Annotated in this window: 11 protein-coding genes; 10 read left to right on the top strand and 1 reads right to left on the bottom strand. The window is 67.4% G+C overall.

From position 1 onward, the window contains the following. The first annotated feature begins 10 nt into the window (after positions 1–10). From ftsA to HZY97_RS13995, 4 genes are all read left to right on the top strand, one after another. Positions 11–1,270 (top strand): cell division protein FtsA, encoded by a 1,260-nt coding sequence (gene ftsA, locus HZY97_RS14010; protein WP_180144858.1) that lies wholly within the window; start codon positions 11–13, stop codon positions 1,268–1,270. A 113-nt stretch (positions 1,271–1,383) separates the two neighbouring features. After that, the gene (gene ftsZ / locus HZY97_RS14005) at positions 1,384–2,925 is read left to right on the top strand and encodes a cell division protein FtsZ (protein ID WP_180144855.1); all 1,542 of its coding nucleotides are present in this window, start codon (positions 1,384–1,386) and stop codon (positions 2,923–2,925) included. Positions 2,926–3,015: 90 nt separating this feature from the next. Next, the gene (locus HZY97_RS14000) at positions 3,016–4,884 is read left to right on the top strand and encodes an SPOR domain-containing protein (RefSeq protein WP_180144852.1); all 1,869 of its coding nucleotides are present in this window, start codon (positions 3,016–3,018) and stop codon (positions 4,882–4,884) included. A 44-nt stretch (positions 4,885–4,928) separates the two neighbouring features. Next, positions 4,929–6,095: a deoxyguanosinetriphosphate triphosphohydrolase gene (locus tag HZY97_RS13995; protein ID WP_180144849.1), complete on the top strand. Its 1,167-nt coding sequence runs from the start codon at positions 4,929–4,931 to the stop codon at positions 6,093–6,095. A gap of 56 nt (positions 6,096–6,151) precedes the next feature. Here the strand turns inward: HZY97_RS13995 and HZY97_RS13990 are convergent, their stop codons facing one another. Next, positions 6,152–6,427: a hypothetical protein gene (locus HZY97_RS13990; protein WP_180144846.1), complete on the bottom strand. Its 276-nt coding sequence runs from the start codon at positions 6,425–6,427 to the stop codon at positions 6,152–6,154. A 227-nt stretch (positions 6,428–6,654) separates the two neighbouring features. Between HZY97_RS13990 and HZY97_RS13985 the strand changes: the two genes are divergently transcribed. The 6 genes from HZY97_RS13985 (at position 6,655) to HZY97_RS13960 (ending at position 13,113) form a co-directional block, all read left to right on the top strand. Next, positions 6,655–8,247 carry a DUF1800 family protein gene (locus HZY97_RS13985; protein WP_180144844.1) on the top strand — a complete coding sequence of 531 codons (1,593 nt, stop codon included), beginning with the start codon at positions 6,655–6,657 and terminating at the stop codon, positions 8,245–8,247. Between the two features lie 5 nt (positions 8,248–8,252). Continuing rightward, positions 8,253–9,410 (top strand): DUF1501 domain-containing protein, encoded by a 1,158-nt coding sequence (locus HZY97_RS13980; protein ID WP_180144842.1) that lies wholly within the window; start codon positions 8,253–8,255, stop codon positions 9,408–9,410. A 62-nt stretch (positions 9,411–9,472) separates the two neighbouring features. Beyond that, positions 9,473–10,195 (top strand): GDSL-type esterase/lipase family protein, encoded by a 723-nt coding sequence (locus HZY97_RS13975; protein ID WP_180144840.1) that lies wholly within the window; start codon positions 9,473–9,475, stop codon positions 10,193–10,195. A 108-nt stretch (positions 10,196–10,303) separates the two neighbouring features. Next, positions 10,304–11,407 carry an acyltransferase family protein gene (locus tag HZY97_RS13970; protein ID WP_257215081.1) on the top strand — a complete coding sequence of 368 codons (1,104 nt, stop codon included), beginning with the start codon at positions 10,304–10,306 and terminating at the stop codon, positions 11,405–11,407. A 242-nt stretch (positions 11,408–11,649) separates the two neighbouring features. Continuing rightward, complete coding sequence (locus tag HZY97_RS13965; protein WP_180144835.1) at positions 11,650–12,621, top strand: hypothetical protein; 972 nt, start codon at positions 11,650–11,652, stop codon at positions 12,619–12,621. 12 nt (positions 12,622–12,633) lie between these two features. After that, positions 12,634–13,113 carry a hypothetical protein gene (locus HZY97_RS13960; protein WP_180144832.1) on the top strand — a complete coding sequence of 160 codons (480 nt, stop codon included), beginning with the start codon at positions 12,634–12,636 and terminating at the stop codon, positions 13,111–13,113. Positions 13,114–13,150: the final 37 nt, after the last annotated feature.

Genomic DNA, 13,150 nt, shown 5'->3' with positions numbered 1-13,150 from the left:
TGAGGGGCACATGGCGAAGGCTGCACCGGAAGGTCTGATCACGGCATTGGACGTGGGATCGTCCAAGGTCTCGGCGCTGATCGCGCAGAAGGCGGACGACGGTTCGCTGGTGGTGCTCGGCACTGGCCAGCGCGAGAGCCGCGGCGTCAAGCGCGGCTATGTCGCCGACATGCACGCGACCGAACTGGCGATCCGCGAAGCGGTCGAGCAGGCGGAGCGCATCGCCGGACAGAATATCGAAGACGTCTGGGTGAGTTTCTCCGCCGGCGGCCTGATCTCCGACATCGTGCGCCTTGAATCCGATCTGGGTGGCCACCGCATCGAGCAGAACGACATCGACGAACTGCTCAAGGCCGGCCGCGACGCGATCGATCCGCAGGGCAAGATGGTCCTCCACGCCCAGCCGACCCGCTATACCGTTGACGGCCTCGCCGGCGTGCGCCGTCCGCTCGGCCTCCATGCCGAACGCCTCGGCGTCGACATCCATGTCGTCGCGACCGACGGCGCGCCGGTGCGCAACCTCGATCACTGCGTCCGCTCGGCGCATCTCGAAGTCCGCTCGATCATCGCCGCGCCGGTGGCGACGGGCCTGGCCTGCCTGACCGACGAGGAGCGCGAGCTCGGCGTCGCGCTGGTCGAGATCGGCGCGGGCGTCACCAATGTCAGCGTGTTCGCGCAGGGCGTGCTCTCGGGCCTCGCTTCGATCCCGATGGGCTCGGCCGACATCACCGACGACATCGCCTCGGCCTTCGGCACTGCGCGCGCCTGGGCGGAGCGCACCAAGTGCTTCCATGGCTCGGCGAACCTGAGCCCGCGTGACAATCACGAGATGATCGATGTCGTCCCGGCGATCCCCGATGACGGCAGCGAAGGCCCGCGCATTACCAAGGCGCAGCTCAACGCGATCATCCGCAAGCGGCTTGAGCGGCTGATGGGCGAGATCCAGAAGGAGCTGAAGAAGCTCTCCTTCGAGGATCCGGCCGGCCGTCAGATCGTCCTCACCGGCGGCGGCGCCGAGCTGAAGGGCGTCGCGGACTATGCCCAGCAGTTCCTCGGCAGCGCGGTGCGCGTCGGCCGGCCCAAGGGGCTGGTGGCGCTTCCCGAGGCGCATGCCGGCCCGGCTTTCGCGACTTTGGCCGGCCTGGCGCGCTTCGCCGCATCCGATCCGATCGACCTGCGCGCACTCGAGCCGAATCATCAGTTGGTGACCAAGGCGAGCCCGGGAGCCCTGATCCAGCGGCTAATCGCGGCGTTCCGGGCTAATTATTAGAAGAAATGCGTTGGTAACTTCGCGTTCCCTCTAGAGTCGCCCCCGGCGTTCGTGCAGAACGGGACCAAATTACGCGCCTGTGACAGCCACCCAGGCGCAGGGAGAACAAGGCGATGAGTATCGATTTCCTTCCGCCCGACGTGGACGAGCTGACCCCGAAGATCACCGTAGTCGGTGTGGGCGGCGCGGGCGGCAATGCGATCGCGAACATGATCCGCGCAGACGTGCAGGGCGTCGACTTCATCGTCGCCAATACCGACGCGCAGGCGCTCAAGCAGTCGAGCGCCGGCCACCGGATCCAGCTCGGCGCCAAGATCACCCAGGGCCTGGGTGCCGGCAGCCGGCCCGAGATCGGCCGCGCCGCAGCCGAGGAAACCATCGACAGCGTCCAGAAGGCGCTCGAGGGCGCCCATATGGTGTTCATCGCCGCCGGCATGGGCGGCGGCACGGGCACCGGCGCAGCGCCGGTCATCGCCAAGGCGGCCCGCGACATGGGCATCCTGACCGTCGGCGTCGTCACCAAGCCGTTCGCCTTTGAAGGCAAGCGCCGTGCGACTTCGGCCGAAGCGGGCATCGACGAGCTTCAGAAATATGTCGACACGCTCATCGTCATCCCGAACCAGAACCTCTTCCTGATCGCCAATGCGAACACGACCTTCAAGGAAGCGTTCGAGATGGCCGACGAGGTGCTGCAGCAGGGCGTGCGCGGCATCACCGATCTGATGGTCATGCCGGGCCTCATCAACCTCGACTTCGCCGACGTCCGTTCGGTGATGCAGGAGATGGGCAAGGCGATGATGGGCACCGGCGAGGCTGAGGGCGACGACCGCGCGCTCATCGCCGCGCAGAAGGCCATTGCCAACCCGCTGCTGGACGGTGTCTCGATGAACGGCGCCAAGGGCGTGATCGTCTCGATCACCGGCGGCGAAGACATGCGCCTGCTCGAAGTCGACGAAGCCGCGAACCATATCCGCGAGCTGGTCGATCCCGACGCGAACATCATCTGGGGTTCGGCATTCAATCCCGAGCTTGAGGGCAAGATCCGCGTCTCGGTCGTCGCGACGGGCATCGATGCCGATGCGCAGCCGATGGCCGCGCCGCGCGCTACCGAGCAGCCGCGCGTCTTCTCCTTCTCCACTCCGCGCCGCACCACGGCCGGCGAGCCGGCTTCCGCCGCAGTGGCAGAGCCTGCTCCCGAGCCCGTCGCCGAAGCGCCGCTCGCGCCGCCGGTGCCCGAGGCTTATGAGCCCGAAGCTTCCGAGGACCTCGCGCCGCTGACGCCGCCGATCCCCGAGGCCTATGAGCCCGAGCCGCAGCCCCAGGCCGAGCCGGCCCAGGCGAGCTGGGTCGATGACGGTGCCGATGGCGACGAGGACGAGCTGGTGCTCGGTGCCGACAGCCTGGTTCCCGAAGCGCCCAGTGCTCCGATCGACGAGCCGGCTCCGGCGCCGGCCTCGCGCCGTCGCTGGCTGACCGGCGGCGACGACGAGGAAGCCGCACCTTCGATTCCGGCCGAGAAGCCGGCGAAGAAGAGCGGCGGCACGCTGTTCGAGCGCATGGCGATGGCCTCGCGCGGCGCGGCCAAGGCGGAAGAGGAAGAGGACAAGGATCCGCTCGACATTCCGCGCTTCCTGCGCAGCCAGAACAACCAGTAAGCCATTTGTCGCCGGCCCGGCTCGTTTCGGCGAGCCGGGCCGGTTTCGTCATTGGCGGTTCAGCGTAACAAGGCGCAGGCTGGCGGGGACATGAACCGAATTCGCTTTCTCAGCACCGCTGCCCTTGTGTTGATCGCCGTGCAGGCCGCGCCTGCGCTTGCCCAACAGAATGAAGTCGTTGCGCAGGCCAATCCCGATGCAGATCGGCTGGCCAACGACATTCGCATGCTCGCCAGCGATCCACGCGACGTGCGCACGCTGCTCGACGCGGGGATGACCAGCGCACGGCTGGGCGACACCTCTGCCGCGCTCGCCTTTTTCCAGCGTGCCGAAGCGCTCGAGCCGGGCAATCCGCGCATCGCCGCAGGGCGCGGCATGGCGCTGGTACGGCTGGAGCGCCCCGGCGAGGCGCTGCGCCTGTTCCAGGAGGCCGAGGCCAAGGGCGTCAATCCGCGCGAATATGCCGCGGACCGCGCTTTCGCCTATGATCTGCTCGGCCAGCCGGCGCTCGCCCAGCGCGACTATAAGCTCGCGCTGTCGCAGGATCGCGACGACGATACGCTGCGCCATTACGCGCTGTCGCAGGGCATAACCGGCGACCGCGAAGAGGCGATGCGCACGCTCGAGCCGCTGCTCCGCCGCAGCGACCGTGCCGCCTGGCGCGCGCGTGCCTTCATCCTGGCGATGAGCGGCGATACCGCGGGCGCAGAGAAGATCGCTTCGAGCATGATGCCGGGCACGATGGGGCAGGCGCTGTCGCCCTTCTTCCGCCGCCTGGCGAATCTGGGTCCGGCCGACCGTGCCTTTGCCGTGCATTTCGGCGAGCTTTCGCCCACCCAGGCGCGGCTCGCCGACGCGCGGATGGCGCCCGAACTGCCGCGTTATATGCCGGCGCCCAAGCCGGTGCAGCTTGCCGCCGCGCCGCCGGCGCCCGCGCCGGTGCCCGCCGGGAAGGACCGCCGCTCGAAAAAGGATCGTGAGCGCGACGCGAAGCTTGCCGCCATTGCCGCGGCGCGCCAGCCGGTGGCGCCCGCGCCGCAGCCCGCGCCCGACGCCGATCTCCCGCCGCCGCCGCGCTTCGTCCAGCCGGCCCAGGCGATCGTCCAGCCGATCCCGGCGCCGAAGCGCGAGGAGGAGCCGGTGGAAGTTGCCGAGCGCAAGCCCGCACCAGCGCCCGCGCCGGTGCGTGTCGCCGCCGCGCCGCCTCCTGCACCAGTGCATGTCACGCCGACGCCCGCGCCCGCGCCGACGCCCGCACCCGCCGTCACGCTCGCGCGTGCCGAGCCGGTGGTGGTGCGTCCGGCACCGCGCCCCGAGCCCGCGCCGCCGGGCCCGGTAAAGGTCGGCCAGGAGGATTCGGTGCTCGCCTCGATCGTCGGCAACATCACGATCCCGGCGGAAGAGCTCGCCACCGTGACCGCGCCGCCACCGGAAACGCCTTTCGTCGCACCGGCGCCCGAACCGGTGCGCGTGGCCGATGCCAGGCCCGCACCCGTGGTCAAAGCGAAGCCCGAGCCGGTCGCGGCCAAGCCCGATCCCAAGAAGCCCGACCCCAAGGCCAAGACGCCGGCCGAGGATCCGAAGAAGACCGCCAAGGTCGATCCCAAGGCGAAGACCGATCCCAAGGCCAAGCTCGATGCCAAGGGCAAGAAGATCGACCCGAAAAAGCCCGATCCGGCCAAGACCGATCCGGCACGCATCTGGGTGCAGGTCGCGGGCGGCGCCAACCAGGATTCGCTCGCCAAGGCCTGGAAGGGCGTGGTCACCAAGGCACCCGCCGCGATGAAGGGCAAGAGCGCGTGGACGACGCCGCTGCGTGCCACCAACCGCGTGCTCGCCGGCCCGTTCAAGACCAGCGGCGAGGCCCAGGCCTTTGTCAACACGCTGGGCAAGGCGGGGGTCTCGGGCTTCGTCTTCACCAGCGAGGCCGGGCAGAAGGTGACCAAGCTCGGGCTTTGATCGCAGTGGATGACGTGTGGCGACGAGGCTGTTAGGGCAGCCTGGTGAAAGCAATTTCCTCCTGGGCCTCCACGCCTGAAGCCAGCCGCGGCCGTCTCCATCCCGAGCCCGGCGGCACCGTCCGCGGACCCCGCGACGCCTTCCAGCGCGACCGCGACCGGATCATCCACTCGATCAGCTTCCGCCGCCTGCGCCACAAGACCCAGGTGTTCATGGCGCCCGACGGCGACCATTTCCGCGTGCGGCTGACGCACAGTCTCGAAGTCGCCCAGATCGGCCGCGCCATCGCGCGGACGCTGGGCCTCAACGAGGACCTGACCGAGGCGCTGTGTCTCGCCCACGATATCGGCCATCCGCCCTTCGGCCATGCCGGCGAGAAGGCGCTGAACGAAGCGCTGGCCGGGCAGGGCGGGTTCGATCACAACGGCAATACGCTGCGCACCCTCACGGCGATCGAGCGGCCCTATCCCGCCTGGGACGGGCTCAACCTCACCTGGGATACGCTCGAGGGGCTCGCCAAGCATAATGGCCCGATCGCGAATCCCGAATGGGCGCTGGCCGAGGCTGACGCAGCCTTTCCGCTCGAGCTGAACAGCTGGGCCTCGCTCGAGGCGCAGGTCGCGGCGATCGCCGACGACATCGCCTATGACAATCACGACATCGACGATGGCCTGCGCGCGGGGCTGCTCCAGCTCGATCAGCTGTTCGAAGTGCCGATGGTCGCCGAGGGCTGGCGACAGGTCGAAGCGAAATTCCCCGGTTGCGAGCGCCGCCGCCTGATCAGCGAACTGGTCCGTGCCCAGATCGGCATCATGGTCAACGACCTGATCGGCGCCACCCAGGTCCGCATCGCCGAAAGCGGCGTCGAGACGGTGGCGGACGTCCGCGCGGCGGGCCGGGTGCTCGCGCATTTCTCGGACGGGATGCGCGAGGCCGAACGCGGGCTCAAGCGCTTCATGTACGCCAATCTCTACCACCATCCGAGCCAGCTTGCCGCGGCGGATGCGGCGAGCATCGTGGTGGCGGGCCTGTTCGCGCTCTACCGCGCCGATCCCGCGCAGATGCCCGCCGAGTGGGCCGAGGCGCTGCCGGCGGAGGAGCCGGCACGCAGCCGTCACATCGCCGATTTCATCGCGGGCATGACCGATCGCTACGCCATTGCGCGCTACCGCGAACTGGTCGGCAAGATCGACCTGCCCGAAGGCTTTTGACGCGAAAAGGCCGGAGCGTCGCCGCCCCGGCCTCTTCTACCCCTTGCGGGAAATGCTCAGCGCGCAGCGAGCTGCGTCGGCGCCTTCTGCGAGGGCGCGCGGAACGAGACGCGCGAGTCGTTGACGTAGCCATCGACCCAGCCATTCTTCACCGAGAGACGGAAATCGCCGCCTTCGCTGGTCTTGCCCTCGAGAACCTGGGCGTTGTCCTTGGTGGTCACCGAATAGGTGTAGGTCACGCCTTCATGGGTGAAGGTGCGGTCGCCGGCGAACGCGGCGGGGGCAGTGAAGGTCAGGACAGCGGCAGCAGCCGCGAACAGGAATTTCGTCACGATCTTTCTCCTTGTTGGTAAAGAGCCAGATCGGCATCCAATTTTGTTTTGTTCTTGCGCCAACTTATGTTGCGACGCAGCAAATCCGGCAACCGCAAAGGGCGGCCCCGGCGATTGCAGGAAATGCAATCGACCAAGCGAGGCGGGATGGCGGCGAACCGAAACTGTGGCAAACTTCTGCGACACTTTGTGCGTAGACCGGAAATATAAGATCACAGGGGAGTCGCATGACGGACGCCAGTATCGCCCTAAATCGCTTCGGACTCGGCGCCAGGCCGGGTGAGGACGCCGGGACCGATCCCCGCAAATGGCTGGCCGCACAGATCGCTGCCTTCGATCCCAGGCCCCAGGCGATCGCCTCGCAGGTACCGAGCACGCAGGTGGCTCGCGCGCTGGGCGACTTCTACGAGCGCCAGCGCCAGCTCCGCATCGAGAACCCCAAGCCAAAGGGGCCGGTCGACACGCCTTCCAAGCCCGCCGGCGCCAAGCCGCCGATGGCCGAAGGCGCGACGATGCAGGACATGCAGGGTGCCCCGGCGATGCAGGACGCGATGAGCGCCCAGCCGGCCGGCGCGCGGATGCAGGACATGCAGGGCAAGCCCGGCGCGAAGAAGCTCTACGAGGGCGAGAATGCCGAGATGATCGCCCGGCGCGAGGCGCGGCGCGAGCAGCAGCAATATTATGTCGGCATGGTCTCGGCCCGCGCGCTGACCGCGATCACGTCGCCCACGCCCTTTGCCGAGCGGCTCGTCCATTTCTGGGCGAACCATTTCGCCGTCTCCGCCGACAAGCTTGAGCTGGTCGGGCTGTCTGGCACGCTCGAGTTCGAGGCGATTCGCCCGCATGTGATGGGCAAGTTCGCCGACATGGTGAACGCAGTCGAGCGCCATCCGGCGATGCTGCTCTTCCTCGATCAGGCAGTGTCGGTAGGTCCCAACAGCCAGATCGCGCAGGCTGCGGCGCGCCGGAAGGGCAAGAACCGCGCCGGCCTAAACGAGAATCTCGCGCGCGAGATCATGGAGCTTCACACGCTCGGCGTGCGCAGCGTCTACACGCAGGCGGACGTCACCGAGTTCGCCCGCGCGATGACCGGATTCACTGTCGCCGGCATCGGCCGCGGCGCCGGCGCGCGCTATGCGGGCGTAGCGGATGGCGAGCCCGGCACCTTCATGTTCGCCGAGCGCGTGCACGAGCCCGGCACCCGCACGATCCTGGGCAAGCAATGGGCGCAGGAAGGCGAGGCGCAGGCGGCCGCGGTGCTCAACTATCTCGCCACCCACCCGGCGACGGCGCACCATATCGCCACCAAGCTCGCCCGCCATTTCGCCAATGACGATCCGCCCGCGCCTCTGGTCGCGCGGCTGGAGAAGGCGTTCCTGTCGTCGGGCGGCGACTTGCCGACCGTCTACCGTGCGCTGATCGCCTCGCCCGAATGCTGGGCGCCGACGCCGGCCAAGTTCAAGTCGCCCTGGGAATGGTCGATCTCGGCGATGCGCGCGCTCGGTACGCAGCAGGTGCAGGCCAATGCAGTCAACGGCCTGATGGGCCAGCTCGGCCAGCCGACCTGGAAGCCGGGTTCGCCCGCGGGCTGGGACGATGTCGCCGGTGCCTGGGCCGGGCCCGATGCCATCATGCGCCGCGTCGAAGCGGCCGAGCGCATGGCGCAGCGGACCAAGAACCTGATCGACGCCCGCCAGCGCGCCGCCGAGATCTTCCCCGGTGCGCTCAGCCCTGCCACCACCCAGTCGATCGCGCGCGCCGAGAGCCCGGGCCAGGGCCTCGCCCTGATGCTCGTCTCGCCCGAATTCATGCGGAGGTAAGCCCGATGAACGCACTTTCCCGTCGTAATTTCGTTGGGCTCGGCGCCTCCGCCATGCTCGCCACTGCCTTCGGCTCGCGCATCGCCTTTGCCCGCGCGGCGACCGAGCGGCGCTTCGTCTTCATCATCCAGCGCGGCGCGGCCGATGGCCTGCACACCGTCGCGCCGGTCGGCGACCCCGCTTATGCCGGCCAGCGCGGCCAGCTTGCCGAGGATTTCGCCACGGCGCCCAAGCTCAACGACCTGTTCGCGCTGCATCCGTCGATGAAGAACATCTACGGGCTCTATGGCGCCAAGCAGGCGCTGTTCCTCCACGCCGTCGCCTCGCCCTATCGCGATCGCTCGCATTTCGACGGGCAGAATGTGCTCGAGACCGGCGGCACTTCGGCCTATCAGCTCAAGGACGGCTGGCTCAACCGGCTGCTCTCGATGCTTCCCGCCGACGACAAGGCGATCGCGCTCGCCGCGACGGTGCCGATGGCGCTGCGCGGCCCGGTCGAAGTGGCGAGCTATGCCCCTTCGTCGCTGCCCGACGCATCGGACGACCTGCTGATGCGGGTGAGCCAGATGTACCAGGCCGATCAGCAGCTCCACGGCATCTGGGAACAGGCGACTGCCACCAAGGTGCTGACCAGCGACCTCGCTTCGGACAATGGCAAGAACGCCGCCGACACCGGCGCGCTCACCGCCAAGATGCTTTCGGCACCCGGCGGCTCGCGCATCGCGATGATCGAGACCGGCGGCTGGGATACGCATGCCGGGCAGAAGGGGCGTCTCGCCGGCCAGCTCAACGGCCTCGATAAGATGGTCGGCGAGCTGCAAAAGGGCCTCGGGCCGCTCTGGGCCAACACCGTGGTGCTGGTCGCCACCGAGTTCGGCCGCACGGTGAAGATCAACGGCACCCAGGGCACCGATCACGGCACCGCCTCGTGCGCGATGCTGATGGGTGGCGCGGTCAACGGGGGCAGGGTGCTCGCCGACTGGCCGGGCCTGGCGGATGGCTCGCTCTACGAGAACCGCGACCTCAAGCCCACGCTCGGGCTCGACACGGTGATCGGCTCCACGCTCTCCGCGCATTTCGATCTGGTGCCGCAGACGGCGACGAAGAAGCTGTTCCCGGAAGTGCAGATGGCCAAGCCGCTGCAGGACCTGCTGCGCGCCTGACGGGAACCCGCCCTTAACCTGCCGCAGACTATGACCGCCGGCTCGCAGGTTGAGGGTCGCGCTTGTCCAGGCTGCCAGGTTCTGAATCGCCGCTACGCACTGCGCTTGCCGCGTTCGGCAAGTGCATGCTGGCGCTCGCGATCTTCTCGGGCATCTTCGGCACCTATATGTGGATGCGCGCGCGCGAGCCGCTGCCGGGCGCCTCGTCGACCGAAGGGGCCTGCGTGCTGTGGTTCGTCGGCAGCTCGTCGATGAGCCGCTGGGCGTCGCTGCAGCAGGATCTCTATCCCTGGTATGCCCAGAACCGCGGCATCGCCGGCGCGACCATGCCCGAACTCAACCTCCATTTCGCGCATGACGAGGCGAAGCACGCGCCCCAGGCGATCGTCTATTATGCCGGCGACAACGACCTCGCCTTTGGCCGCAAGGTGGAAGACACCGTCGCCGACCTGAAGGAATTCCTGGCGATCAAGTCGCGCCTGTTCGGCAAGACGCCGGTCTTCCTGATCTCGCTGAAGCCAAGCCCGACCCGCTGGGAGCAGCGCGCGGACCAGGAACACTATAATGCGGCGGCCAAGGCAATCGCCCTGACCCGCACCGATGTCGCCTATGTCGATATCGTGCCGATGCTCCTCGAAAACGGCCGGCCGGGGCCCTTCTTCAAGGAGGACGGCCTGCACTTGAACGACGAAGGCTATCGGCGCTGGAAGATCGCGCTGCGCCGGACGCTCGATGAAAGATTCAAGCCTGAGGTGCTGGCGCGCTGCAATCCCACCAGGTCGTGAAAAAACGCAGGTAGCGCCATTTCGGTGCGGAACCGGAACAACTGCTTAAGTAGTTTAACCTAGATCAAGGCTCACCGAACTGCACCTGCGCAGCATTGGGGGGCGATCTTGCAAGGCGAGCGTATAGCCGGGCTGGATAACTGGCGGGCATTGTTGATGCTCGCCGGGATCTTTCTGCATGCCACGATGGTGCAGGAGGTCCATCTGACGCTGTTCGATCTGATCGCTAGGATTTCCTCCAATTTCCGCATGGGTGCGTTCTTCGCGGTGGCCGGGCTGCTCAGCCTCTATGCGATCCGCAAGCACAGTGCCGATACCTGGCTGACGCGGCGGGTGTTCCAGATCGGCTTCCCGACGATCTTCGGCCTGTTCGTTCTCGCCCCGATCATGAGCATCTGCCTGAGCTGGCACTGGTATGGCAGCGCGGTGCCCTCGCTGCCCGCGCTCGGCTGGTGGCATTTCTGGTTCCTGCTCGATCTGCTTCTCTACGCGCCGATCACCTGGTGGCTGTACCGCACCGACAGGAGGGGTGGGCTGTTCGCCTCGATCGACGCCTGGGTCGAAGCGAAGCGCCCCTCGGTGACGCTGACGATCCTGGGCGTGGGGGTGGTGACGACGATCCTCGTGCAGCTGATCGTCGCGCTGGCGATGCTGGCGGGGCCGTATCAGAACGCCGTCTGGACACTTCACCAGATTGTGAGCTTCGCGCCGCTCTATCTGTTCGGGCTGGTGCTGGCCGGTTCGCCGGCGCTGTTCCGCCGGGTGACGGCGCGCACGGGGCCTGCGCTCACTGTGCTGGCGCTGGTCTTCACACTCTGCCTTGCCTCGCGCCTGCTACCCGGCGGCAGCGACGGGCTGTTCGCCACGCCGATGAGCCCGCTCAACGTAATCACCGCTTCGCTGTGCCCGCCCGCGGTCACCGTGCTGATCCTGCGCTCGGCGCTGACGATCCGCGAGACGCCGCCGCTGTTCCGGCGGATCGCCGATGCGTCCTTCACCATCTACATGCTGCATTTTCCAATCATCCTGCTGCTCGACATGCTGCTCGATCCGCTGCGGCTCGATCCTTATGCCGCCTATGCGCTCACCGTCGGGCTTGCGGGTTGGCTCTCCTATCTGGCGCATCGGCTGATCGTCCGGCGCTCGGCGATTGCCGCGCTGCTGCTCAACGGCGTGAACCCCGGCAAGCCACGCACCGTTGCTGCGGAATGATTGCTTGTGAGCGAATAACATACATACTTGATCGCATGTGATTGTTAGCATAGCCTTCGATTACCGGCAGTGACCGGCGATCGGGGAGGATAACAGGCATCGCGTGCCCGACGGGCCCGATGCGCCATCATGAAAACCAGCTGAGTTTCCCGCTCGCTTATCCCTGCGCGGCCGAACCGCTCGGCCCGGCGTCGTCCGCCCGATGCGGTTCCAAGGAGAATGACAAACGCAAGGAGAGGCAGATGAAGAGACTATCTCGAGTGATGCTCGCCACCCTGGCTTCCACCACTGCACTGGCCATCGCCGTGCCGGCAACGGCGCAGACCATACCCAACGCCCCGACCGGGCCGGTCGAGACCCAATATTATGCCAATGGCCCGCTCGCGACCGCCACGATGCGCTCTACCGCCGCCTGCGATGCCAAGGGCAACCAGTGCGATGTCTTCTATCCATCCAACATCACATCCTCGACCACGCGCCTGCCGCTGGTGGTATGGGCCAACGGCACCGGTTCGACGCCGGACAATTACCTCAACTGGCTGAAGCATCTCGCGAGCTGGGGTTTCGTCGTCGTCGCCACGCGCGACCAGCAGACCGGCTATGGCGACACCGTGCTGGCTTCGCTGGCCTGGATGCAGGCCCAGGAGGCGAACCCCGCCAGCCCCTTCTATCACCGCATCGATTTCGCGCATGTCGGCGCGGCGGGCCATTCGCAGGGGGCGTCCGGCGCCGCCAATGCGATGTTCCACTCGGGCGGCGTGATCACCACGACGGTGACGTTCGAGCTGCCCAACCAGAATTGGTGCAATCCGGCGGACAATTGCCTGCTGACGCCGACGCTGACCGGCGGTTCGGGATCGATCTTCTATGTGAGCGGCACGGCGGACAGCCTGATCGCGCCCGATACGCAGAGCGGCGGCACCCAGCTCAATTCGCAGACCGCTTATTACAACGCCACACCGGTCGGGATGCGCAAGGCCAAGGGCCTGCTGAAGAATGCCAATCATAATGACATCACCGGCACCCCGGGCTGCGGGCTGCTCGGCTTCCTCAAGGCCTGCAACAATGGCGTGTACGGCTATATGGGCTTCCCGACCGCCTGGCTCGCCTGGCAGCTGAAGGGCGACACGACTGCCGGCGCCGCGTTCAAGAACGGCACCGGCGAGTTCTTCACGGCGACTGCCTGGCAGGGCCGGGTTTCCAACGTTCCCTGAGCATTTGGCCGCGTGTCGCTGTTCGGGCGGCGCGCGGCCGATCCCATGATTTTGGAAGGGCAGGGCATGGTTCGGGCCTATTTCATCGTCGCGATTCTGGTCGCAGTGACGGCGATCACAGCTATTTTCGCCTGGCCGCGAAGCGCGCCCGAAGCGCCCGATGCCGGTGCCGTCGTGGTTCGTCCGGCCGAACCGCGCGAAGTTTTACCAACGCCAACGCCAGCACCGGAGCCGTTGGCATCGACCCCGCCACGCCCCGTGGTGGAAACCGCGATCCTCGCCTCGATGGCCGATCCGCACGCCGAGCTACGCGCCGTCGTCGTCCGCCGCGACGCGCCGCAGATCGCCTGTGGCGAAAAGCGGACCGCGCGCGATCCGGTATTCCGGCGCTTCGTCTGGCTGGGCCATTTGAAGATGCTCGCGACCGATGACGGGTCTGACAGCTTCGCCAATATCGCCGCGGTCTGCAGCGAAGGCGCGCCCGTTCCCTGATCCCGGCGACTGCCGTCAACAAGCGCTGTCCTACAGC

Origin of the sequence: Sphingomonas sp. R-74633 (assembly GCF_013416555.1) — a bacterium.
In the GTDB taxonomy this organism is placed as follows: Bacteria; Pseudomonadota; Alphaproteobacteria; order Sphingomonadales; family Sphingomonadaceae; genus Sphingomonas.
The sequence above is the reverse complement of the archived record's forward strand: the minus strand, read 5'-3'. Positions and strand labels throughout refer to the sequence as shown.

Excerpts from the sequence above, each read along its gene's own strand:
- ftsZ (WP_180144855.1), top strand. The coding sequence starts at position 1,384 with ATGAGTATCGATTTCCTTCCGCCCGACGTGGACGAGCTGACCCCGAAG.
- HZY97_RS13965 (WP_180144835.1), top strand. The coding sequence starts at position 11,650 with ATGAAGAGACTATCTCGAGTGATGCTCGCCACCCTGGCTTCCACCACT.
- HZY97_RS14000 (WP_180144852.1), top strand. The coding sequence starts at position 3,016 with ATGAACCGAATTCGCTTTCTCAGCACCGCTGCCCTTGTGTTGATCGCC.
- HZY97_RS13985 (WP_180144844.1), top strand. The coding sequence starts at position 6,655 with ATGACGGACGCCAGTATCGCCCTAAATCGCTTCGGACTCGGCGCCAGG.
- HZY97_RS13980 (WP_180144842.1), top strand. The coding sequence starts at position 8,253 with ATGAACGCACTTTCCCGTCGTAATTTCGTTGGGCTCGGCGCCTCCGCC.
- ftsA (WP_180144858.1), top strand. The coding sequence starts at position 11 with ATGGCGAAGGCTGCACCGGAAGGTCTGATCACGGCATTGGACGTGGGA.